The organism is Staphylococcus simulans, assembly GCF_025561465.1.
In the GTDB taxonomy this organism is placed as follows: domain Bacteria; phylum Bacillota; class Bacilli; order Staphylococcales; family Staphylococcaceae; genus Staphylococcus; species Staphylococcus simulans.
In genome coordinates, this window is sequence record NZ_CP095100.1 from 2,576,719 (window position 1) to 2,597,745 (window position 21,027).

Here is a 21,027-nt window from a genome sequence, read left to right on the forward strand (position 1 = left end):
ATTATTTCACATTTTCTTCGTTTTGTTGATACTTTAAGCCGTTAAAAAAGAAATTAAGTACGATTGCTGAGATAGCACCTAGTACAATTCCATTTTGTGTTAACCAAGCGAATTGTTCGCCCATTGCTTTAAATGCTTCCGGAACAGCACTGATACCTGTTCCTAAACCGACAGCCACAGCAATAACTAACAAGTTATTCTGCTTCTTGAAATCGATACTGCCTAAGATACTGACACCATAAGCCATTACCATACCGAACATCGCGATCATCGCCCCGCCGAGTACAGGTAATGGAATAATATTTGCTAACGCGCCTAACTTTGGAATACAACCGCAAATTAAGAGTAAGATGACCATTCCATAGATGACATTATTCTTTTTCACGCCAGAAAGTGAAACCAAACCGACATTTTGAGAATATGCAGTATATGGAAATGCGTTGAAGATAGAACCAATCACAATCGCAAGCCCTTCCGCAGTGTAACCTTTGCGGTAGTCGTTACGCGTCAAAGTTCTTCCTGTGATTTTACTTAACGCTGTGTATACACCTGTTGATTCAATCAAGCTGACTAATGCGACGATAAAGAATACTAAAATCGCACCGATATCAAACGCAAAGCCTGAGAATCTGAATGGTTTCGGAAACTCGAACCAATGTGCTGTTCCAACTTGATTCAAGTCGACAACACCAAAAGCACCAGCGAGCAAAGTTCCTGCAATCAACCCGATTAAGATTGCAATAGACTTTAAGAAACCATGTGTAAAACGTTGTAAAAGCAAGATAATCAACAACGTTGAAAAACCTAAAATGATATTTTTCATATCGCCGTAGTCTTTTGCCCCTTGTCCACCTGCTACATAGTTCATAGCAACCGGCATTAAATTAATCCCGATGATCGTTACCACACTACCTGTTACGACAGGTGGGAAGAATTTAACAACGTAAGAAAAGACAGGTGCAATTAAGACCACTAAAATCCCTGATACAAAGAGTGACCCGTATAATACGTCCAAACCTTTGGTCTGGCCGATTAATATCATCGGTGCAACCGCAGTAAAGGTACACCCTAAAACAATCGGCAAACCTGTACCTGTTACTCTATTCGCTTCTAAAAATGTGGCTACCCCACACATGAAGATATCGACTGTTACAAGGTACGCGATTTGTTCTGGTGTGAATTTCAAACTCGTCCCGACGATAATTGGAACAAGTATAGCACCTGCATACATTGCAAGTAAATGTTGTAGACTCAAGATGAAATTCTTCATGCGTTCTCTTCACCTTCACCTACTAAAGTTACTTGGTTGCCTTGAAGCGATGCGACTTGGCAAAGTGAAGAAACTTTCAAGCCAGCTTCTTCTAAACGTTTACGGCCTTGTTGGAAACTTTTCTCCACGACAATACCGATACCGACTGTTTCTGCACCTGCTTGTTCAACTAAACGATTCAAACCAAGTGCCGCATCTCCATTCGCTAAAAAGTCATCGATAATCAATACACGATCATTTTCTCCTAAAAATTCTTCAGAGATAATGACACGATTCGTCTTGTTTTTCGTAAACGAATGAATATCTGTCTGATAAAATCCATCTGCCAAAGTACTTGGCTTAGCCTTCTTCGCAAAGAGACATGGTACTTCAAAACGATATGCTGCCATAATAGCTGGCGCAATGCCTGATGCTTCAACAGTTAAGATTTTAGTGATGCCTTGATCTTTAAACTGTTCATAAAATGTTTCGCCAATGTCATACATTAACACTGCATCAATTTGATGGTTTAAAAACCCATCTACCTTCAAGATTTTTTCGCCAATGACGACGCCGTCTTCTTTAACCTTCTTTTTCAACGCTTCCACGCCAACAAACCTCCTAAATTTGTGTATAAAAAAATCCCAAACTACTCTATGAGTTTCAGGATCTATGAGTGGCACAGGCAATACACATCATTATCAATATGAAGTTCACTTTGGAGTCAGGAGGTCAATTTAAATCATCTTATATTTATTAGATATAAGACCATTCTTGTTGACGCCTTCTGTGGTTTAACGCAAGTTCAACCCCTTCAAGCGTGTTGCCAAAGCAACTTATAAATGACGGTTTGAGAAGCTGTTATTGTTCTCCGCGTTTCAAAACTTAATCGCTCGATGTTTGTGAACACTACAATATAAGTCCCATCTCCCAAATAGTCCTCAACTTATATTGTAGAATGAACACGTGTCTACCCGTTTGTTTTGAAAGCACCATTGTGTTGTATTGTATCAGTGACTCATAGTCATGTCGTTAAGGCGACATGGTAGAAACTTCTAAAGCCTAATTCTCTAGATTATATGAGTAAGGTAAATTATTTAATGATAATATCAAATTTCAAGCTTTATTTCAATAACTGAAACTTAATTCATCATATTTCCATAAAATCTAATTGTGCATCGAAGAAAATACGTCCTTGCGTTGATAATAGTGTGAATTTTCTTATATTTATTTGATAGCTTAGCCGTATAATAGTATAATTTAGATGGTTCAATTATATAAAAAAAGGGTATACATTATAACATTAAACATATTTCACAGAGGGGGAGCTTTAACATGGCAAACATTACTGTACTTACATCACAAGACGAAATTTTTGATACTTTAAAACGCAGATTAGATGAGGGGTATACCAAAGACGAGATTTCAGTTATCAGCAAAAACAAATTAAACCTTGGCAGTATAGCAAGCACGGACATGACAGTGCAATCTACAAGCGGAACGTTCAGTGACAGAATTGCTCGCCTTCTAACTGGGGAAGACGGTGAACAAGCAGTCTTATTACAATACGACTTATCAGACACAGAACGTCAAATTCTAAAACGCGAATTACTTAATGGTAATATCGTTGTGCTTGCTGATAAACATGATATCAGCCGAAAAGAGTTCAAAGACGAATACGAAACAAAAAAAGATAAACACGATAAAGAATATGAAATTTAATTTGCATTCATGATAATCAGCAGCTTAGTCTGCTGATTATTTTTTATTTACATATAAGCCCAGTGTATCAATATGCTATAATCAAAAGAAAAATGGGAGGGCAGCGCTATGGACTTTAAATTAGTGAAACAAACATCCGATCCATTGTATGAGGCAGCTTTAAATCTCTTTGATAACTATCAATTCGGAAATGTGTCACAAAAACACCATGTATTCAAACAATCACTTGAAAATAAACGCACCCAAAATGATTACGTCTTCTTAGTCGGTTTAGATAACGATGAAGTTGTCAGTTTTGCCACGGGCCACTACGAAGCTACTACAAATGCAGCATTTATTATGTATCTAGTTGCTGTAGACACACCAGAAAGAAAACGTTATTTAACTGAAACATTAGAGAAGCTCCAAGAAGGATTGGATAATCTAGCCAACCGTGTGCATGACCGCGATGTGAATTTCTTTATGATGGAAGCATTACCGATTCCGGATTCTTTAGATGAACCTGATGCAGATCTGCTTATGCAACGTCACCTTTTCTTAAAAGAACATGGCTTTGAAGAACAAAGAGAAATCGATTATATTCGTCCTGCTATAGAGCCAGGCGGCGAACCAATTCCATTGAAATTATTCTTGCACACACGCATTCCGTTGACTAAAGACATTTACGGTACTAGTGTTAAATCTTGTTATATTTTAAAATATGTTTTCGCAAATCACCTTTCACGCAAAACCGTTTATCCGCTACTTGAACAAATGGATCTTCGAAAATCGTGAGAACCCTTGAAATCAAAAGGAAATCGGGTTAAACTAACATAGAGGTTAGACTAACGTTTGTGTGACGTAAGACATACGTCCCACTTAAAATCATAGAGTGAAAGGATATAGATCAGATGCTAACAAAAGAATTCGCCCAACGCGTCGAATTAAGTGAGAAACAAGTACGTAAAATCGTACAACATTTAGAAGAACGCGGTTACCATTTAAAGAAAACAGAATACCGTGGTCGTGAAGCAACTGACTTCCAAGAAGAAGACATCGAGTTATTCAGAGAGATTGCGGATAAAGTTAAGCAAACAAATAGTTACGACTTAGCTTTCGAAGAATTAGAGAAAGAAAATGATTTCTTACAAATTGTTGTTAAAGAGGATGATCAAAATCAACTTCCTAGCGATCAAAACTTCGCAAAATTATTAAGTGACTTACATAACGACATCACTAAGATGCGTGAAGAACGTCAAATGCTAGGCCAAATGATTTCTCAAGTGCACCAACAACAAAAAGATTTACAAACTTTACAACAACAAATGACAGATAAGCTTGATCAACACGAAAAAACACTTAAAGCGATTGAAACAGCACAAAAAGATCAAGCAAAAGCAGTTCAAGATAACACTGAAGCTATGAAATCTCATACTGAAAAAGTTTTAGCACAACCACAACCTACTGTTGAAACTAAAACTGAACCTAAAGCAGAGGAACAAGTGGCTAAGACTGCTGAAGTCAAAGAAACTAAACCTTCAACGGAAGAAGTTAAAACTGAAACAACATCTTCAGAAGAACAAACTCAAAAAACTACAGAAACACCGCTTTCTGATTATAAAGGTGCCACAGCATCAGCTGAAACTGAACAACCGACACAAACAGAACCAGTTAAATCTGAAAGTACTTCAGAACAACCAGCAGTTGATGCATCTGAAACAACTAAATCAGAAAATGAAACACCTGAGACAGAAGTTCAAGGTACACCAAATTCAACAACACCTGAACCAGAAATACCGATTGACAATCAACATGAACCTACTGTTCCACATCATAAGAAAGAAGAGAAAAAAGGTTTCTTCGCACGTTTATTCGGTATGTAAATTAAACACTATTCAAATCCAATCCGATAATTCGGGTTGGATTTTTTTATTTTGTTCACAGTATTTTTAAAGAAACAGTTAAAAACCGCCATTGACCCTTTCTTATATATACGATATATTTACTATGTATTTAAACGAACTTTACAACTATCCTATACTGTTGTATAAAAAAGTTGATACATATCTGCTAAGTTCAGTTATCATAAAATGAACTTCCTTCTTTGAGCAGTTATTTGAATTCAAATCAAGTCTTATCTTTTGCTATAAGATAAATATTTATGAAAGGAAGTTTGATTCAATTGGGTTTCACTATTCTTAATATTATCATCTTCGTTCTGCTTCTTGCTGGACTTTTTGTTATGGCAAAAAAACACGTTTCTTTCTCAAAACGTGTTTTCACCGCACTAGGTATTGGAATTGTACTTGGCGCTATTATGCACCTGGCTTATGGTGCTGGTTCTAAAATCACAACCACTACAACAGATTGGTTCGGCATTGTAGGTAATGGTTATGTCGCATTACTTCAAATGATCGTTATGCCACTGATCTTCATTTCGATTGTCGCAGCTTTCACTAAAATTCAATTAGGTGAAAAATTCGCGAAAATCGGTTTCTACATCTTTGTGTTCCTAATTGGAACAGTTGCAATCGCAGCAACAATTGGTATTATTTCAGCACTTGTCTTCGGATTAGATGCTTCATCTATTGATTTAGGCAGTGCAGAACAATCACGCGGTACAGAACTTGCTCAGAAAGCAAAAGATATGACCGCAAGTACGCTACCCCAACAAATCTTAGAATTATTACCAAGAAATCCATTCTTAGATTTCACAGGTCAACGTACAACATCTACAATCGCTGTAGTTATTTTTGCGACATTTATCGGTTTCGCATATTTACGTGTCGCACGTAAACAACCTGAAAATGGTCATATCGTAAAACGTGCAATTGAAGCTATCTATTCAGTAATCATGTCAGTTGTGACTTTCGTTTTACGTTTAACGCCTTACGGTATCTTAGCCATTATGGCAAATACCATTGCGACGAGTGATTTCGGAGCGTTATGGACATTAGGTAAGTTCGTATTGGCCTCATATGCGGCTTTAATTACGATGTTCATCATTCATTTAATTATTGTCAGCATCCTCGGCTTGAATCCTTGGCGCTATGTTCGTAAAGTCGCTGAAGTATTAATATTCGCATTCACATCACGCTCAAGTGCAGGTGCCCTGCCATTAAACGTACAAACACAAAAATCACGTTTAGGTGTACCTGAAGGTATTGCGAACTTATCAGCATCTTTCGGTTTATCTATCGGCCAAAACGGTTGTGCAGGTATCTATCCAGCAATGTTAGCAGTGATGGTCGCACCGGTTGCAGATGTTGAAGTCAACTTGCAGTTTATTGTGACACTCATTGCGGTTGTTATTATTTCTTCATTTGGTGTTGCAGGTGTTGGCGGCGGCGCAACATTCGCTGCGATCTTAGTACTTTCAACATTGAACTTGCCTGTCGCATTAGCTGGTGTGCTAATTTCAGTAGAACCATTAATTGATATGGGACGTACAGCATTAAACGTCAATGACTCTATGCTTGCAGGTGTCGGCAGTGCTAAATTAACTGGCAACTTGGATAAAAAGAAATTTAATGAAAATCAATATAATGACTTAAGTACAGACTATTAAGAGATAAGAAGGCCAACTTCTTATAAGTACGAGTTAAATATTAGGCTTAGGCTTTATGTAAAGTAAATCAGCCCTATCGCGTTCACAATTAAAGTGAGCGTGATAGGGCTGATTTTTTAATTTCTCTACTTTTAATCAAGTGTCTGATGAATGAACACTTATTTTTTAATGAAACCTGACTTATGCAGTTCGTCTAACATATCTGCACGTTCTTTCATTGTTAAGAATTGTGCAATTTGTTCTGACCAAGTTTCTTTACGTTCTCCATTTGTACGTTTGTCGTAATATGCGCTGACTTCTTTATCATAATCTTTAATATAACCTAATTCTTCGTCATCGTTTTGGTTGTATCCATTTTCATGGAAGACAGCTTCAAATGGTAAACGTGGTTTTGGTGAACCATTTTCATCATCTGCAGGAACACCTAGTGCCATTCCGAATAATGGGAATGTATATTCAGGTAAGTTCAATAGCTCTTTCACGCGAGCAACATCATTACGTAATGAACCTAAATAAACCATACCAAGTCCTAAGCTTTCTGCCGCAATTGAAATATTTTGTGCAACTAACGCAACATCAATTGTACCGACAAGTAAGCCTTCTGCAGATTCAAATGAACTTTGTAAGTTTTGCTCAACTTCATTGTTGATTAAATCTTGACGGTGATAGTCCATCACAAAGACAAATAAATAGCCGCTTTCTTCAACATAAGGTTGACCTGAAATTTCTCTCAATGCTTTTTTAATTTCAGGGTCTGTAATACCAATAATAGAATATGTTTGTAAGTAGCTTGATGTAGAAGCTCTTTGGCCTGCTTCCACTAACTTTTTAACCGTTTCTTTACTTAAAGGTTCATTTTTGAATTTTCTTACAGAGTGGTGTTTCATCATAATTTGATCGATTACATCTGACATAGAATTTTCATTCCTACCTTTCAAATGATTTTAGCACTCTTATTTTACCCTCTTTTCATAAGTCATAAAAATTTAATGCTTTGAAAGTTAAGACAATAAAAGTTATTCTAATAATAGTAATATTCAGAATAAGGGGAGATACCTATGGTCCAATACAAAAAAGAAATTGTAAATGCATTGTTTAAAGCACAACAAAATCATGAACCGATTGACTTCGTTTCAGAAAAATATGGCATCAGCGAATCGGTAGCCTATCAAATCCAAGATGCTTTAATCAGTGAATTGACACAAGCAAACAACAGTGAAATCGCAGGCTACAAAGTAAGTATGACCAGTGCAGAAACGCAAGCTTACGCGAATACAGATGAGCCGGCTTACGGAACAATTTTATCTGATAAAGTTGTAAAATCAGGTGAAACAGTTCAATTATCTAAATTATTCGCACCGCTTATCGAACCTGAACTCGTGTTCGTGATATTAAATGATATTTGTCCCGATGCATCAGACGAAGATATCTTAAACAGCGTTAAAGTAGCGCCAGGTATTGAAATACCAGATGCACGCTATAAAGATTGGTTCCCTAACTTCACTTTAGGCGACTTAATTTCTGATAACACAGCTTCAGGTTTAGTCGCATTAGGTGAAGCTGCTGATCGTGTCTCATATGAAGACTTTGAAAATATCACTTTAAAATTAACAAAAGATAATGAAGAAATTGCGACAGGTGTTTCTTCAGATGTACTAGGTAATCCAATTGAAGCATTAAAATGGTTAGTTAAAAAACTTGCATCACAAGATAAACAACTGCTTAAAGGCCAAATTGTTTCTTCTGGTACATTTGTTCCACCTGTTCCAGCTGAAAAAGGTACGTATCGTGCAGAATATAGTTACCCAGGCTCAATTGAGGTCACATTTGAATAATAAGTTACAATACCCCTTTCTGTTGTTATAGAGACAGAAACGGGGTATAACGTTATTGTAGAGATTGCGATTAATAATCAGTCATCTTTATTGAGAAAATTAATCTCTAATTGATATTGAGAAATAATTGTTAATTTCCTATGAATTTCTTTGCTTTACACACATTCTAAAAGTCGTTAATATTTCTAATACACTAGTATTTACAGTGTTTTATGCATTATTCCACTTACACAATCACGAGTATTGACTATTTCTGACGATAATGTGATAATAGGAATCAAGGAGATTAGAATTATTATAAATAAATAATTAGGATAATTTAGCTATCCTGATTAGCTTTCTAATCAAAAAAACTTTTTAATTTCTAGGAGGATGTATTTTATGTCATTAATTAACAAAGAAATTTTACCATTCACAGCAAATGCTTATGATCCTAAAAAAGATGAGTTCATCGAAGTTTCAGAAGAAACATTAAAAGGTTCTTGGAACGTTTTAGTATTCTACCCAGCAGACTTCTCATTCGTTTGCCCAACTGAATTAGAAGACGTTCAAAACCAATATGATGAATTACAAAAATTAGGTGTTAATGTGTACTCAATCTCAACAGATACTCATTTCGTACACAAAGCTTGGCATGACCACTCAGATGCTATCAGCAAATTACAATACACAATGATTGGTGACCCATCACAAACAATCACTCGTAACTTTGATGTATTAGATGAAGAACTAGGATTAGCTCAACGTGGTACTTTCATCGTTGACCCTGATGGCGTAGTACAAGCTGCAGAAATTAACGCAGACGGTATTGGCCGTGACGCAAGCACTTTAGTTCACAAAATTAAAGCTGCTCAATATGTACGTCAACATCCAGGTGAAGTTTGCCCAGCTAAATGGGAAGAAGGCGGCGAAACTTTACAACCAGGTCTTGACTTAGTAGGTAAAATTTAAGGAGGCATTCATATAAATGCTGGATAAAGAGTTAAAATCACAATTATCTCAACTTCTTGAATTAATGGAAGGCGACGTGGTTTTAACAGCGAGCTATGATGACAGCGACAAATCTAAAGAGTTGAAAGACCTGTTAGATGAAATTGCTGATATGTCATCGCATATCACTGTTAAAGAGGATACACTGAAACGTACACCAAGTTTCAGTGTAGATACTCCTGATGCGCACACAGGCATAGTATTTGCCGGTGTGCCATTAGGTCATGAATTCAACTCACTCGTATTGGCTTTATTACAAGTCAGCGGACGCCCTCCGAAAGAAGAACAAAGTGTTATCGATCAAGTCAAAGCGCTTGAAGGACCACTTCATTTCGAAACATTTATCAGCTTAAGCTGTCAAAAATGTCCGGATGTGGTTCAAGCATTGAACATGATGAGTGTGTTAAACCCTAACATCACGCATACCATGATTGATGGCGCAGTCTTCAGAGAAGAATCTGAAGATATTATGGCAGTTCCTGCTGTATTCTTAAACGGCGAAGAATTCGGTAACGGCCGCATGACTATTTCTGACATCTTAAACATGTTAGGCAGCCAAGCAGACCCTGCTGAATTCAATGATAAAGAACCATTCGATGTATTAGTCATCGGTGGCGGTCCTGCAAGTGGTACAGCTGCTATCTATACTGCACGTAAAGGTTTACGTACAGGTATTGTGGCAGATCGTATCGGTGGTCAAGTGACTGAAACTGCAGGTATCGAAAACTTTATCACAGTTAAAGAAACAACAGGTCCAGAATTCTCATCTGCTTTAGAGCAACACATCAATGAATACGATATTGATGTGATGGATGGTATCCGTGCTTCTAACGTTGAGAAAACTGAAGACGGCATTGTTGTTACTTTAGAAAATGATGCCAAACTAAAAAGTAAGACAGTTATTATTGCTACAGGTGCACGCTTCAAAAACTTGAACATTCCAGGTGAAGACGAGTTACGCAACAAAGGTGTTGCATACTGCCCTCACTGTGACGGACCTTTATTCGAAGGTAAAAATGTTGCGGTTGTCGGCGGCGGCAACTCTGGTGCTGAAGCTGCTATTGACTTAGCAGGTATTGTAAAACACGTTACACTTGTAGAATACAAAGACTTCTTACGTGCAGATGAGATTTTACAAAAACGTTTAGGTGAATTATCAAACGTTACAATCTTGAAAAATGCACAGTCTTCAGAAGTTCTTGGTGACGATCATGTTACCGGTCTTAAATATGAAGACAACAAAACTGGCGAAACACATCAAATTGATGTAGATGGTATTTTCGTCCAAATCGGTCTATTACCAAACTCTGAATGGTTGCACGGTGCAATTGACACAAACGACCATGGCGAAATTATCGTAGACCGTAAACAAGAAACAAGTATGCCGGGTGTATTCGCGGCAGGCGACGTAACAGACGATCGCTTCAAACAAATTATCATCGCAATGGGTACAGGTGCAGACGCTGCACTGAACGCATTTGATTATATTATCCGTAACTAATCTCTCCCTATCATTTGATTAAGACGGATAACTAATAAGACAGGCAAAGATAAATTTCTTTAAGAAAGCTATCTTTGTCTGTCTTTTTTTATACATATTCATGTTACAATTAATATAATTCACTACAATATAGCTGAGAAAAGGAGCTTTGGTTGTCTATGTTATTATTACTTGTTTCTATAGTTCATCTCAGCCAAGCTTCTCGTTCTACTGTCAATTTTAACAATCTTTTCATCGGTTTGAATCGAACCCGCACGTTTCCTAGAAACCTCAATTGGGAACAGCTGCAACGCTTTTATCAGTCACTGCAAACACGTTACTTCAAACGTCTTTTATACGTCAGTCTTCCATTAAGCGTCCTCGACTTATTTATACTTATCAAATTTGGCCACGCATGGCTTATTTTAGTCGAACTCGGTGTATATTTAGCACTGCTCTTCTTTATACTGCGTAAAGTTGAAAAATATATTCAATCCCATGATTAATCAAACCTATCACCTACCGTTAGGTTTAGTTCATTCCAAAGTAGGATGGCAAAGATGAGACAGTAAGCTATAATTTATCTAAATCAAGAAAGAAAGTTAGGTTTTATTATGAAGGTCCTACATACCAAACATATCGGCATTACCCTCGTTATTTTTATTATTTTAATGCTGCTGGTGAAATTGGACTTCATCCTTATGATAGACGAACCGATTTATAACTTCGTCAGACTCTTACATCAAGTACCATTTATGGACCGCTTCTTAATCGTCTACTCTAACCTATTTCAACCATGGCACTTAGTTGGTTTTATGGCTGTCATTTTAATTATTTTATTCTTCAAGAATAAAAAGCTCTCATTGATAACAATGACTTGGGCAATTGTGACACTTTTATTAGGAATTGGATTGAAGTACTTTATTCATCGCGCACGTCCTGTGGAATATATCTCAGGATTCAGTTTCCCAAGTTTGCATACGTTAACAATTGTCGTTGCGGCAGTGGTCTTCTTAACGTTAATGCGCAAACGTTATTGGCATTATATCGCGTATCTGATGATTTTCATTATGATGGTTTCACGCATTTACGTTCATGCTCATTACTTTTCTGATACAGTCGGTGCTGTGTTATTCGGCTATCTCATGCTGCACGTTGCGCAACATTTCATTGCGAAATATCAACTCGATGTTCCTTTCACTTCAAGACTGGAATCTCCATGGCAACGAGATACTTAACGCATGCTAGGATGTTAAGCTATAATGAAAGTAATCATATAGAACAGTGAAGGAGAAACAAAAGTGAGCAAACTAAAACAACTATTAATCATCGCTTTCACATTAATGTTAGCTTTGACGCTTACAGCTTGTGCACAAAAAGACGAAAAACAAGAACATCACGCAAAATATGCGCCGAAAAATGCGACACCGATTCACAAAATAGAAATCTTTAAAACCTCTGAAAAAGGTAAAGATTTAACTGAACAAGAAACGCGTGATTATTTAAAACGTTACTTAGAAGCGAATAACGATATCATTGATAACAAATACGTCTTACAACATAAGCTAGACCAACAATATGATGGTCGTCAAAAAGTCTCAGATCAGTTAGATACAGATTTACGAGAATTAGCTAACCTTACAACGAAGAATCAAATGAATTTCGAAGCATTCTTAAAAGATAATAAAGTTCCTTCTAATCAAAAAGAAGATATCGAACGTATTAATAAATACTTCAGCGCTGTTAACTATAAAGTTGCACGTGCAGACCAACAGTTAGAAGAGTTGAGTTATAGTCCACAAAAAACAATCAATGTCGTCGATGTTCCTACAAACTACGCAGGTGACGTAAATTTAAAACAACAAAAGAAAATCAAAGCTTTCTTAAAGAAACACAAGCTATCTACTCAAGCGATTGATAAATAATCATTGAACATACAAAAGCGCGCGAACACTCATTAAACAGTGCTCGCGCGCTTTCTTTATACGATATTAAACATTATGTTCATTACCCATTGAGATAGAGAGTCTATTCCAGAAGTTGATTTGATTAATCACAAAGACTAAATCTGTGTATTCTTCTTCTGAGTATACTTCGCGTACGCGGCGATATAGCTCATCAGATACGCCATGTTGTGAAATTAAAGTAATAGCTTCTGTTAATTCTAAAGCCAGTTTCGTTCTCTCAGAATATATATTCGTATCATGCCATGCGTTTAATAAGAAAATTTCTTTCTCACTTACACCGATTTTACGTGCATCGCTTGTATGCATTGCCAAACAAAAGGCACAGCCATTAATTTGAGAAGCACGGATTTTCACTAATTCTTGTAAGTGATGATCGATGCTCGCTTTTTTCAATTGTTTTTCCATTTCGTATAGAATATTAATCTTATCTTTCGCAACGTTTTGATATTGAATTCTATTATCCAATACGATTCCTCCAATGTCTTCGACTCATTTATTATTTTCCCGTCTACCTCCGAGTTTACGCTTATTTATTTTAACGTTCAAAAGTGCGAATTGTTTGAATACTATTATCCGATATTTTACGCTTATATTGTATGAAAATTTATGAGGGAGCTGATGATATGGGTAAATTAACGTCAGATGAACGTATTCATATATTAAGAGATTTAGTCGGTATTGAATCTGTGAACGATAATGAATTAGACGTCGCAGAGTATCTGCAAGACCTTTTCAAAAAACATAATATCGACGCTAAAATTATTAAATTAACAGATACACGCGCAAACCTTGTAGCTGAAATTGGTAGCGGCAGCCCTGTTATCGGGGTATCCGGTCATATGGATGTTGTTTCACCAGGTAACCCAGAAGATTGGCAAACACCACCTTTCAAACTAACTGAAGATGATGAAGGACGTCTACACGGTCGTGGTGCAGCAGATATGAAATCTGGTTTAGCTGCATTTGTGATCAGTTTAATTGAATTACACGACCAAGGCTTACCAAAAGAAGGCACAATCCGTTTACTTGCGACAGTAGGCGAAGAGATTGAAGGTGACGGAGCTAGAGCCTTCTATAAAGATGGTTATATGGATGATGTAGATGCATTGCTTATTTCAGAACCATCTCAAGATAAAATTATTTATGCACACAAAGGTTCTATGGATATCCGTGTCACATCAAAAGGTTCATCTGTGCATAGTTCTATGCCTCAACTCGGTTATAATGCGTTGAATCCATTAGTAGACTTTGTGCATCGCATTAATGAAGCACAAGCTAAAATTACTGCGACAAATGAAGAGTTAGGCGAACCTGTCGCAAATGCGACAATCTTTAATAGTGGTACACAAGTCAACTCTATTCCTGACCGCGCAGTAGTAGAATTTAATATCAGAACAATTCCAGAAGCAGACAATGATGGCTACCAAGACTTATTCGAACAAGTCGCAAAAGATGTTAAAGAAAAATACAGTGATTGTGATTTAGACATTGATACGTATATGTCACGTTCTGCAGTCTTCACAACTGGTGATAATCCAGTAGTAGACCTAGCACAATCACTCGGTAAAAAATATTTAGGTGAATCTATTCCTAAACAAGCTTCACCAGGTGTCACAGATGCGGCTGACTTAATGCTTGATAAAGGAAAAGACTTCCCACTTATTATGTTCGGTCCTGGCGAAACAAGCCAAGCACACCGAATTGATGAATACGTTTATAAAGATGTTTATTTAAACTTCATTGATTTGTTTGAAGAGTTATTACCTCAAGCAATCGACAAATTAAAATAAAATCAATCAAGATAAATGTTAAGCGGTTGAATCCAAAACAAGGGATTCAACCGCTTTTATATGTTTTCAGTATCTACAAGAATCGGATCACAATTCTCAATATGTTTATCGAATAATTCTTCTTCAGTAATTACACCTAAATAATACAAGCAGCAACGTATCCAAATTTGATGCGCCACAATCACTACTACTTCGTCTTTAATATCCAATATATCTTTAAAAAATTCATCTATTCTTCCTAATACATCTGAATAGTTTTCACCGCCAGGTGCACGTTGTGTAAAACTGTTTCGAAAGTCGCTGTATCGTGGATCTTCAAAATAACGACTATAAGCTGGATTGTCACGCAATGTTTCTCTTGGATAGCCTTCAAACTCCCCTAGAGAGCGTTCTCTTAATAATGGCGAAAAAGTATGTGGAATCGCACTGTCAAAACCATTTTCATATGTTTGAATCGTACGGGTTAAATCAGAAATGTAGATATGGTCTATATGTATACCTTCAAAATATGTTTTTAATGCTTGTGCAGAACATACGCCTTCTTTTGTTAAAGAGACATCTAATTGTCCAGTAAAGTATTGATTTCCATGATGATTATCATAGTTTGCGGTTGATTCTCCATGCCGTATCAAATAAAGCTTCACGTTGTGTTCACTCCTATAATCTCGTTATCCTCTGCCGTTTACTCAATTCACTTTACTTCATTATGACACTGAGCAAATAGATTTAACGTAATGATAACATGTTTTTATATAATTTTATCGACTTAATGTTTGTTTGTTATCTAATTTTAACATTCTTGTACGGTCTCTTGTGTACAAGTGATTATATTTTATGTACTTCTTACATTAACAACACCCAAACATTCCTTTCAACCTATACAGATAGCTAATGAAAATAAAATCAGATAAAAAAATCCCTGTAATATTGATATGCATCAATGCTACAGGGTTAAGGTCTCATACATTTTTATTTAACTTTTAAATTTCGTCAAGTTGATTATTTTTCATCAAGATTTTTAAGAATTCACGCTCTACTTCTAATAAATGAACGTAATCATCTGACATAATTTCTTTACTTAATTCAATATTCTTTTCAGAGATAAAATTAACTAACTCTTCATTATCTTTATTGCTTGAGTATTCGCTTTTTGCTTGTGCAAGCAGTGAATCTTCACAAACTAAAATGAAAGAACGACCATAAGCAATATCAACTTTACCACGTTGATAATGAGACTCTAAAAATCTTTTAGCCTCTTCTAAATCATCTGTATGTTCAAAAATACCGAATACTTGTTCAGTCACTTTATCTGATAAGTTAGCTAAACGATCTTTTTCTGGTTGACTATCTGGTTTCACTCTATCTTTAACCAACATTTTTTGTTTTTTGATTTCATCTTCGATTAATTCTAATTCTTTAGTACGTTCTTCTTTTGACCACTTATTTTCATTTTCTTTGTACTCTGTTAATAAATCATTCGCTTTATGCAGATCAAAGTGTTCTTCACTTTTACCGCTATGATCTAATCCTTCGTAGTGCGTTGGATGAGATGTTTCATTCTTATCGTTTTTATTTAATCCTTGTCTACTCATATTAAGATGCTCCTTTTCAACTTGACATTTATTCACTTGTCCAATGTAGTGGATACATTTCAAAAATATTTTACCCGTCCATAAACGCAATAAACACAGTGTACAACTCATCATACTTATACTTTTAGAACACTTAGGGAACGTAACTGTTATTTCCAGAGTCAAAATTTAACAGTTAAGTAGGTTAAATGATGACTTAAGGAATTTTGCGCAATGAAATAGAAAAATCATCTAGAATAAAATTAAGATAAAAAAAGGAGGTTGCTTATCATGATGATCGCAGATATTATTGGTGGTATTATCAAGTTAATCGTGAACTTAGTAGACACTTTTGCTCCTAAAAAATAATCCATAAATACTTAATGACTTTTATAATACGCTCGCGAAGTCGGGCGTATTTTTTCTGTTAAAAAAAACAAACTTTAGAGAATCTTACCTCTTTTAGATTAATATTTTCTATCCTTATTTCGTCCTTTATTATTATTTTTGAACATGAAAAAACCCCGTAAGCCTATGCCTACGGGGTTTATCTATAAGTTTTATCTTAGTTTTCATCTTTAACATATGGTAATAAAGCCATATGACGAGCACGTTTGATAGCTGTAGTCAACATACGTTGATATTTAGCTGAAGTGCCAGTTACACGACGTGGTAAAATTTTACCGCGTTCTGAGATAAAACGTTTTAATAAGTCAGTATCTTTATAGTCGATGTGTGTAATTCCGTTTGCTGTGAAGTAACAAACTTTTTTACGACGACGTCCGCCTCTTCTTGGTCCACCTGCCATGGTTAACTGCCTCCTTTAATCGATATTTTCAAATTTTACGTTCATTACACGTATTAGAATGGTAAATCATCGTCACTGATGTCAATAGGTCCGTTCGTATTTGCGAATGGATTGTCTGATTGACCAGCGTTGGATGAATTGTTGTTTTGATAAGATGACGTATTTTGTCCTTGTTGTTGACCACCATAGTTTTGACCATAGCTCTGGAATTGGTTATTACCGCCAGATTGTTGGCCATGACGTTGGTTTTGTGATTTTGGTTCAAGGAATTGAACACTGTCACATACAACTTCAGTAACAAAGATACGGCGTCCTTCTTGGTTTTCGTAACTGCGTGATTGTAAGCGACCATCAACGCCTGCAAGACTTCCTTTAAACAAGTAATTGCTTACGTTTTCTGCTTGTTTTCTAAAAACAACACAGTTAATAAAGTCCGCTTCACGTTCCCCTTGCGCATTCGTAAACGTACGATTAACCGCTAGAGTAAAAGTCGCTACACTTACGCCTGAGGGTGTCGTTCTGTATTCAGGATCCTTAGTTAAACGGCCTACTAATACAACTCTGTTAATCATTTAAACGCCCCCATTCTGTTTTTACTTATCTTCGTCTTCGCGAATAACCATATAACGAATGATATCGTCATTGATTTTTGCTAAACGTTGGAATTCATCTGTAGCTTCACTGTTTTCAGTGTTGATACGTACAATGTTGTAGAAACCTTCTTTGAAATCGTCGATTTCGTAAGCAAGGCGACGTTTGCCCCAATCTTTTTCTTCAATGATTTCAGCACCGTCGTTAGTTAAAATATTTTTGAAACGTTCAACTAATGCTTTTCTCGCTTCATCTTCAATGTTTGGACGAACAACGTACATAATTTCATATGTTCTCATTTTTATCTGCACCTCCTCGTGGACTATACGGCTTACTCTCAATTGGAGTAAGCAAGGAATAATTTTCATTACTCACAATCAAGAATTATAGCATAGCCATTTACTTTTTACAATCATTTTTATTATGTGAATTCAAACGAATTCTACTTTTTTCATACCCATTAATTTATCTCGCATGCCCATCCATCTTTATCTCCATCCATTTTATCTCTATAAGCCGGATGATCTTTAGACACGCCTCCAGGATAGTCTTTTCTCAATTCTGTACAGTTAGCATAATACTTCGTTCCTCCATTTTGAGACGCACTGTTTTGTGAATGATTTTGAGATCCTTGGGAGCCTGACGGCAGGCTACTTTGATAATTATTTTCTGGGACATTACCACTCCAAATATTCAGATGCTCCTGTTGCGCTAAACGTTGACTCTCTTGTAATTGGTCTAAATACGTAACACTTGGCGGATAAATATAAGCCACTTTTGCTAAACCTTGTCTGACTAATGCATCATTTACCATCACACCATCGGCATAGACATATGCTAGATATCTGCCATATTTATCTGTCTTACCGCCCTTATCAAACTCAACTTCAACCTTAGAAGCATGCATCAACATATTCTTGGTAAAATCAGACGCTTCTTTACCATATGGTTCTACGCCTTTTCTAGGATGTTTCGTCTCCGGTGTATCAATCAACAATAATCTGAAGGCAGATTCTTTTCCTTCATATCTCAATCTTACTGTATCTCCATCTACAGGACGTGTGAATTCAACTTCTTCTCTAACTAAACCATTAGGTTGTGTTTGCGGTTCAGATTTAGGTTCACTCGTTTCTTTCTTTTGGCCATTGTCCGATTCTTGTTCTGATTTCGGAGCTGCTTTAGGTTGTTCTGACTGATTGTCTTTTTGTGTATCTTTCGATTCGTCTTTTGATTGATCTTGTGTTGTATCTGCAGTTTGATTATTCGTTGTTTCAGGCTTTGTATCTGGTTCAGACATTCCAAAGAACATCATACTTAAAATAAATGCTACTAAAGCAATGATACCTGCTGCTTTCTTCTGCTTACCTTTTATCCATAAAAAGACAAACATGGCTATGTAAATTATAAATATAATAAAACACAACACACCTAGTATTCCCAACATCTTGTACACCTCCTCTTTAGCACTTGTTTCTTTCTATTCTAAACTATTTCTTTATTATTAATAAGATTCAATCTACACTTTATAATAAATCCAACATTATTTCTGCCGATTTTAAGTTAAATAAGATATGATAAGTCTGAAGAGGTGTTATTTATGTCAGAAGAACATGCACGAATTTTCAAAACTGAACAAGGTCATGCCGTTACATTGCCTGATACTGTGATAGAATCTTTAAATTTAAAACCTGGAGATCAATTAGTTCACGAAATAATCAACGATACTATCGTTTTAAAAAAAGTAAACCATGAAGATTTTACTAAAGAGTGGAACCGTTTCTTTCAACAGGGCGGCGATTACTCAGATTACAAAACGCATGAATGGGGCGAAGCATCGGAGCGTGAGCAATGGTAAAACAATATCAAATTATAGAAGTTAATCTGAATCCCACACTTGGTCGCGAGAAAGGTAAATATAGACCTTGTGTGGTTCTAAGCAGAAATGAATTTAATCAAAAGACAGGTTTAGTATGGGTTTCTCCTATTACAAGTAGAGCTGTTAAATATCCTACTGATGTTGAACTATATTCTATGGAACATCGAATTAAGGGTACTGTCGATGTCGGTCAAATACGTACTTTAGATTTAAGCTCGAGGCATTATAAAATCGTTGATCGTACAACGCACGAAGTCATGCACAAAATCGACGATATTATTACGCACATTCTGAAAATGGAGCATTTCTAACACACTTTTTTGAAAAAGTGTGCTTTTTTATGAATAATTACGCATTTTTATTCGTTATAGTGTATAATAAATCAAAACCAATGTCTCACACCTTTATTTCTAACCACAAGAAGCAGATTACAATTAAAGCCTAATTTTCAAAATTATAGAATCGCAATTGTTTAGGAATAATTAGAGTTCTGTAAAGTTTTTTAAAACTATATTTATTTCATTGTCTTGAAAAATAAGTCACTTATAATGAAAGTGTAATATATCACAAAGAGGAGTTGTAGTAGAATGCAAAACTTAAGAAACAGACATTTCCTAACATTATTAGATTTCAGCCAAAAAGAAGTAGAATATTTATTAAACCTTTCAGAGGATTTGAAACGTGCGAAATACGCCGGTATTGAGCAACAAACACTTAAAGGAAAAAACATTGCATTAATTTTCGAAAAAGACTCAACTCGTACTCGTTGCGCATTTGAAGTTGCGGCAGCTGACCAAGGTGCAAGCACTACTTATCTTGGACCAACTGGTTCTCAAATGGGCAAAAAAGAAACAGCAGCAGATACAGCACGCGTTTTAGGCGGCATGTATGACGGCATCGAATATCGCGGATTCTCTCAACGTACTGTTGAAACATTAGCAAAAGAATCAGGCGTGCCGGTATGGAACGGTTTAACTGACGAAGATCACCCAACACAAGTCTTAGCTGACTTCTTAACAGCTAAAGAAGTATTGAAAAAACCTTATCACGAAATCAACTTCACTTACGTAGGCGATGGTCGCAACAACGTTGCGAATGCGTTGATGCAAGGTGCAGCAATCATGGGTATGCGTTTCAATCTTGTTTGCCCTAAAGAATTGAATCCTACGGATGAATTATTGAACCGTTGTAAAGAAATCGCTGAAGAAAACGGCGGCGAAATCTTAGTAACAGACGATATCGATAAAGGTGTTAAAGATTCAGACGTACTTTACACAGACGTATGGGTATCTATGGGTGAACCAGACGAAGTTTGGGAAGAACGTATCAAATTATTGAAACCTTACCAAGTAAACCAAGACATGATCGAAAAAACAGGCAACCCACATGTTATTTTCGAACACTGCTTACCTTCTTTCCACAACACTGACACAACAATCGGTAAACAAATTGAGGAAAAACACGGCTTAAAAGAAATGGAAGTCACAGATGAAGTCTTCGAAGGCAAACACTCTGTTGTATTCCAAGAAGCTGAAAACCGTATGCACACTATCAAAGCTGTGATGGTTGCGACTCTAGGAGATATTGGATAATTCAATTTC

The 21,027-nt window shown here is 36.2% G+C and carries 24 protein-coding genes and 1 riboswitch; of the genes, 14 read left to right on the top strand and 10 right to left on the bottom strand.

What is annotated here, in order from left to right:
* Window position 1: 1 nt before the first annotated feature.
* Both pbuX and xpt read right to left on the bottom strand, forming a co-directional pair.
* Window positions 2-1,270, bottom strand: coding sequence for a xanthine permease PbuX (gene pbuX, locus MUA87_RS12245; RefSeq protein ID WP_002480341.1), 1,269 nt, complete (start codon window positions 1,268-1,270; stop codon window positions 2-4).
* Entirely contained in the window at window positions 1,267-1,857 is a 591-nt protein-coding gene (xpt, locus tag MUA87_RS12250; protein ID WP_002480340.1) for a xanthine phosphoribosyltransferase, read from the bottom strand. The genes pbuX and xpt overlap by 4 nt, the downstream gene beginning before the upstream one ends.
* A 393-nt stretch (window positions 1,858-2,250) precedes the next feature.
* Window positions 2,251-2,352, bottom strand: a riboswitch (purine riboswitch).
* A 232-nt stretch (window positions 2,353-2,584) separates the two neighbouring features.
* On the opposite strand from xpt, the gene MUA87_RS12255 reads away from it, so the two are divergent.
* The 4 genes from MUA87_RS12255 (at window position 2,585) to MUA87_RS12270 (ending at window position 6,518) form a co-directional block, all read left to right on the top strand.
* The gene (locus MUA87_RS12255; RefSeq protein WP_002480339.1) at window positions 2,585-2,971 is read left to right on the top strand and encodes a general stress protein; all 387 of its coding nucleotides are present in this window, start codon (window positions 2,585-2,587) and stop codon (window positions 2,969-2,971) included.
* Window positions 2,972-3,079: 108 nt separating this feature from the next.
* The gene (locus MUA87_RS12260) at window positions 3,080-3,745 is read left to right on the top strand and encodes a hypothetical protein (RefSeq protein WP_023014899.1); all 666 of its coding nucleotides are present in this window, start codon (window positions 3,080-3,082) and stop codon (window positions 3,743-3,745) included.
* A 116-nt stretch (window positions 3,746-3,861) separates the two neighbouring features.
* The gene (locus tag MUA87_RS12265) at window positions 3,862-4,833 is read left to right on the top strand and encodes a hypothetical protein (RefSeq protein ID WP_023014898.1); all 972 of its coding nucleotides are present in this window, start codon (window positions 3,862-3,864) and stop codon (window positions 4,831-4,833) included.
* Between the two features lie 278 nt (window positions 4,834-5,111).
* Window positions 5,112-6,518 (top strand): L-cystine transporter, encoded by a 1,407-nt coding sequence (locus MUA87_RS12270; RefSeq protein WP_262546963.1) that lies wholly within the window; start codon window positions 5,112-5,114, stop codon window positions 6,516-6,518.
* Between the two features lie 158 nt (window positions 6,519-6,676).
* Here MUA87_RS12270 and nfsA read toward each other — a convergent pair whose 3' ends face one another.
* A complete protein-coding gene (gene nfsA, locus MUA87_RS12275) occupies window positions 6,677-7,432 on the bottom strand; it encodes an oxygen-insensitive NADPH nitroreductase (protein WP_002480335.1) in 756 nt (251 codons plus the stop codon).
* A 144-nt stretch (window positions 7,433-7,576) separates the two neighbouring features.
* On the opposite strand from nfsA, the gene MUA87_RS12280 reads away from it, so the two are divergent.
* From MUA87_RS12280 to MUA87_RS12305, 6 genes are all read left to right on the top strand, one after another.
* Window positions 7,577-8,353 (top strand): 2-keto-4-pentenoate hydratase, encoded by a 777-nt coding sequence (locus MUA87_RS12280; protein ID WP_262550952.1) that lies wholly within the window; start codon window positions 7,577-7,579, stop codon window positions 8,351-8,353.
* 381 nt (window positions 8,354-8,734) lie between these two features.
* Complete coding sequence (gene ahpC / locus MUA87_RS12285) at window positions 8,735-9,304, top strand: alkyl hydroperoxide reductase subunit C (RefSeq protein ID WP_002480333.1); 570 nt, start codon at window positions 8,735-8,737, stop codon at window positions 9,302-9,304.
* A 16-nt stretch (window positions 9,305-9,320) separates the two neighbouring features.
* A complete protein-coding gene (ahpF, locus tag MUA87_RS12290; protein WP_002480332.1) occupies window positions 9,321-10,844 on the top strand; it encodes an alkyl hydroperoxide reductase subunit F in 1,524 nt (507 codons plus the stop codon).
* A gap of 158 nt (window positions 10,845-11,002) precedes the next feature.
* Complete coding sequence (locus MUA87_RS12295; RefSeq protein WP_105978229.1) at window positions 11,003-11,329, top strand: hypothetical protein; 327 nt, start codon at window positions 11,003-11,005, stop codon at window positions 11,327-11,329.
* A gap of 195 nt (window positions 11,330-11,524) precedes the next feature.
* Window positions 11,525-12,061 carry a phosphatase PAP2 family protein gene (locus MUA87_RS12300; protein WP_023014895.1) on the top strand — a complete coding sequence of 179 codons (537 nt, stop codon included), beginning with the start codon at window positions 11,525-11,527 and terminating at the stop codon, window positions 12,059-12,061.
* Window positions 12,062-12,124: 63 nt separating this feature from the next.
* Window positions 12,125-12,748 carry an NDxxF motif lipoprotein gene (locus MUA87_RS12305; protein WP_105978230.1) on the top strand — a complete coding sequence of 208 codons (624 nt, stop codon included), beginning with the start codon at window positions 12,125-12,127 and terminating at the stop codon, window positions 12,746-12,748.
* Between the two features lie 66 nt (window positions 12,749-12,814).
* Here the strand turns inward: MUA87_RS12305 and MUA87_RS12310 are convergent, their stop codons facing one another.
* Window positions 12,815-13,255 (bottom strand): carboxymuconolactone decarboxylase family protein, encoded by a 441-nt coding sequence (locus MUA87_RS12310; RefSeq protein WP_262550955.1) that lies wholly within the window; start codon window positions 13,253-13,255, stop codon window positions 12,815-12,817.
* Window positions 13,256-13,413: 158 nt separating this feature from the next.
* Here MUA87_RS12310 and MUA87_RS12315 point away from each other — a divergent pair, with 158 nt between their 5' ends.
* The gene (locus MUA87_RS12315) at window positions 13,414-14,580 is read left to right on the top strand and encodes an ArgE/DapE family deacylase (protein WP_023014893.1); all 1,167 of its coding nucleotides are present in this window, start codon (window positions 13,414-13,416) and stop codon (window positions 14,578-14,580) included.
* 56 nt (window positions 14,581-14,636) lie between these two features.
* Here the strand turns inward: MUA87_RS12315 and MUA87_RS12320 are convergent, their stop codons facing one another.
* From MUA87_RS12320 to MUA87_RS12345, 6 genes are all read right to left on the bottom strand, one after another.
* Window positions 14,637-15,224 (bottom strand): histidine phosphatase family protein, encoded by a 588-nt coding sequence (locus MUA87_RS12320; RefSeq protein ID WP_103363933.1) that lies wholly within the window; start codon window positions 15,222-15,224, stop codon window positions 14,637-14,639.
* 336 nt (window positions 15,225-15,560) lie between these two features.
* Window positions 15,561-16,172 carry a hypothetical protein gene (locus tag MUA87_RS12325; RefSeq protein ID WP_002480325.1) on the bottom strand — a complete coding sequence of 204 codons (612 nt, stop codon included), beginning with the start codon at window positions 16,170-16,172 and terminating at the stop codon, window positions 15,561-15,563.
* 544 nt (window positions 16,173-16,716) lie between these two features.
* Window positions 16,717-16,959, bottom strand: coding sequence for a 30S ribosomal protein S18 (gene rpsR, locus MUA87_RS12330; RefSeq protein WP_002480324.1), 243 nt, complete (start codon window positions 16,957-16,959; stop codon window positions 16,717-16,719).
* Window positions 16,960-17,012: 53 nt separating this feature from the next.
* A complete protein-coding gene (gene ssb, locus MUA87_RS12335) occupies window positions 17,013-17,531 on the bottom strand; it encodes a single-stranded DNA-binding protein (RefSeq protein WP_002480323.1) in 519 nt (172 codons plus the stop codon).
* Window positions 17,532-17,552: 21 nt separating this feature from the next.
* Window positions 17,553-17,849, bottom strand: coding sequence for a 30S ribosomal protein S6 (rpsF, locus tag MUA87_RS12340; protein WP_002480322.1), 297 nt, complete (start codon window positions 17,847-17,849; stop codon window positions 17,553-17,555).
* A gap of 161 nt (window positions 17,850-18,010) precedes the next feature.
* Window positions 18,011-18,994: a thermonuclease family protein gene (locus MUA87_RS12345; RefSeq protein WP_023014891.1), complete on the bottom strand. Its 984-nt coding sequence runs from the start codon at window positions 18,992-18,994 to the stop codon at window positions 18,011-18,013.
* Window positions 18,995-19,147: 153 nt separating this feature from the next.
* On the opposite strand from MUA87_RS12345, the gene MUA87_RS12350 reads away from it, so the two are divergent.
* From MUA87_RS12350 to argF, 3 genes are all read left to right on the top strand, one after another.
* Complete coding sequence (locus MUA87_RS12350; RefSeq protein ID WP_002480320.1) at window positions 19,148-19,405, top strand: AbrB/MazE/SpoVT family DNA-binding domain-containing protein; 258 nt, start codon at window positions 19,148-19,150, stop codon at window positions 19,403-19,405.
* Complete coding sequence (locus tag MUA87_RS12355; protein ID WP_002480319.1) at window positions 19,399-19,737, top strand: type II toxin-antitoxin system PemK/MazF family toxin; 339 nt, start codon at window positions 19,399-19,401, stop codon at window positions 19,735-19,737. The genes MUA87_RS12350 and MUA87_RS12355 overlap by 7 nt, the downstream gene beginning before the upstream one ends.
* 276 nt (window positions 19,738-20,013) lie before the next feature.
* Window positions 20,014-21,018 (top strand): ornithine carbamoyltransferase, encoded by a 1,005-nt coding sequence (gene argF, locus MUA87_RS12360; protein WP_023014888.1) that lies wholly within the window; start codon window positions 20,014-20,016, stop codon window positions 21,016-21,018.
* Window positions 21,019-21,027 lie beyond the last annotated feature (9 nt).

Coding starts and splice junctions, on each gene's coding strand:
- pbuX (WP_002480341.1), bottom strand. CDS start 1,270: ATGAAGAATTTCATCTTGAGTCTACAACATTTACTTGCAATGTATGCA.
- MUA87_RS12255 (WP_002480339.1), top strand. CDS start 2,585: ATGGCAAACATTACTGTACTTACATCACAAGACGAAATTTTTGATACT.
- MUA87_RS12260 (WP_023014899.1), top strand. CDS start 3,080: ATGGACTTTAAATTAGTGAAACAAACATCCGATCCATTGTATGAGGCA.
- MUA87_RS12265 (WP_023014898.1), top strand. CDS start 3,862: ATGCTAACAAAAGAATTCGCCCAACGCGTCGAATTAAGTGAGAAACAA.
- MUA87_RS12270 (WP_262546963.1), top strand. CDS start 5,112: ATGAAAGGAAGTTTGATTCAATTGGGTTTCACTATTCTTAATATTATC.
- nfsA (WP_002480335.1), bottom strand. CDS start 7,432: ATGTCAGATGTAATCGATCAAATTATGATGAAACACCACTCTGTAAGA.
- MUA87_RS12280 (WP_262550952.1), top strand. CDS start 7,577: ATGGTCCAATACAAAAAAGAAATTGTAAATGCATTGTTTAAAGCACAA.
- ahpC (WP_002480333.1), top strand. CDS start 8,735: ATGTCATTAATTAACAAAGAAATTTTACCATTCACAGCAAATGCTTAT.
- ahpF (WP_002480332.1), top strand. CDS start 9,321: ATGCTGGATAAAGAGTTAAAATCACAATTATCTCAACTTCTTGAATTA.
- MUA87_RS12295 (WP_105978229.1), top strand. CDS start 11,003: ATGTTATTATTACTTGTTTCTATAGTTCATCTCAGCCAAGCTTCTCGT.
- MUA87_RS12300 (WP_023014895.1), top strand. CDS start 11,525: ATGATAGACGAACCGATTTATAACTTCGTCAGACTCTTACATCAAGTA.
- MUA87_RS12315 (WP_023014893.1), top strand. CDS start 13,414: ATGGGTAAATTAACGTCAGATGAACGTATTCATATATTAAGAGATTTA.
- MUA87_RS12325 (WP_002480325.1), bottom strand. CDS start 16,172: ATGAGTAGACAAGGATTAAATAAAAACGATAAGAATGAAACATCTCAT.
- rpsR (WP_002480324.1), bottom strand. CDS start 16,959: ATGGCAGGTGGACCAAGAAGAGGCGGACGTCGTCGTAAAAAAGTTTGT.
- ssb (WP_002480323.1), bottom strand. CDS start 17,531: ATGATTAACAGAGTTGTATTAGTAGGCCGTTTAACTAAGGATCCTGAA.
- rpsF (WP_002480322.1), bottom strand. CDS start 17,849: ATGAGAACATATGAAATTATGTACGTTGTTCGTCCAAACATTGAAGAT.
- MUA87_RS12345 (WP_023014891.1), bottom strand. CDS start 18,994: ATGTTGGGAATACTAGGTGTGTTGTGTTTTATTATATTTATAATTTAC.
- MUA87_RS12350 (WP_002480320.1), top strand. CDS start 19,148: ATGTCAGAAGAACATGCACGAATTTTCAAAACTGAACAAGGTCATGCC.
- MUA87_RS12355 (WP_002480319.1), top strand. CDS start 19,399: ATGGTAAAACAATATCAAATTATAGAAGTTAATCTGAATCCCACACTT.
- argF (WP_023014888.1), top strand. CDS start 20,014: ATGCAAAACTTAAGAAACAGACATTTCCTAACATTATTAGATTTCAGC.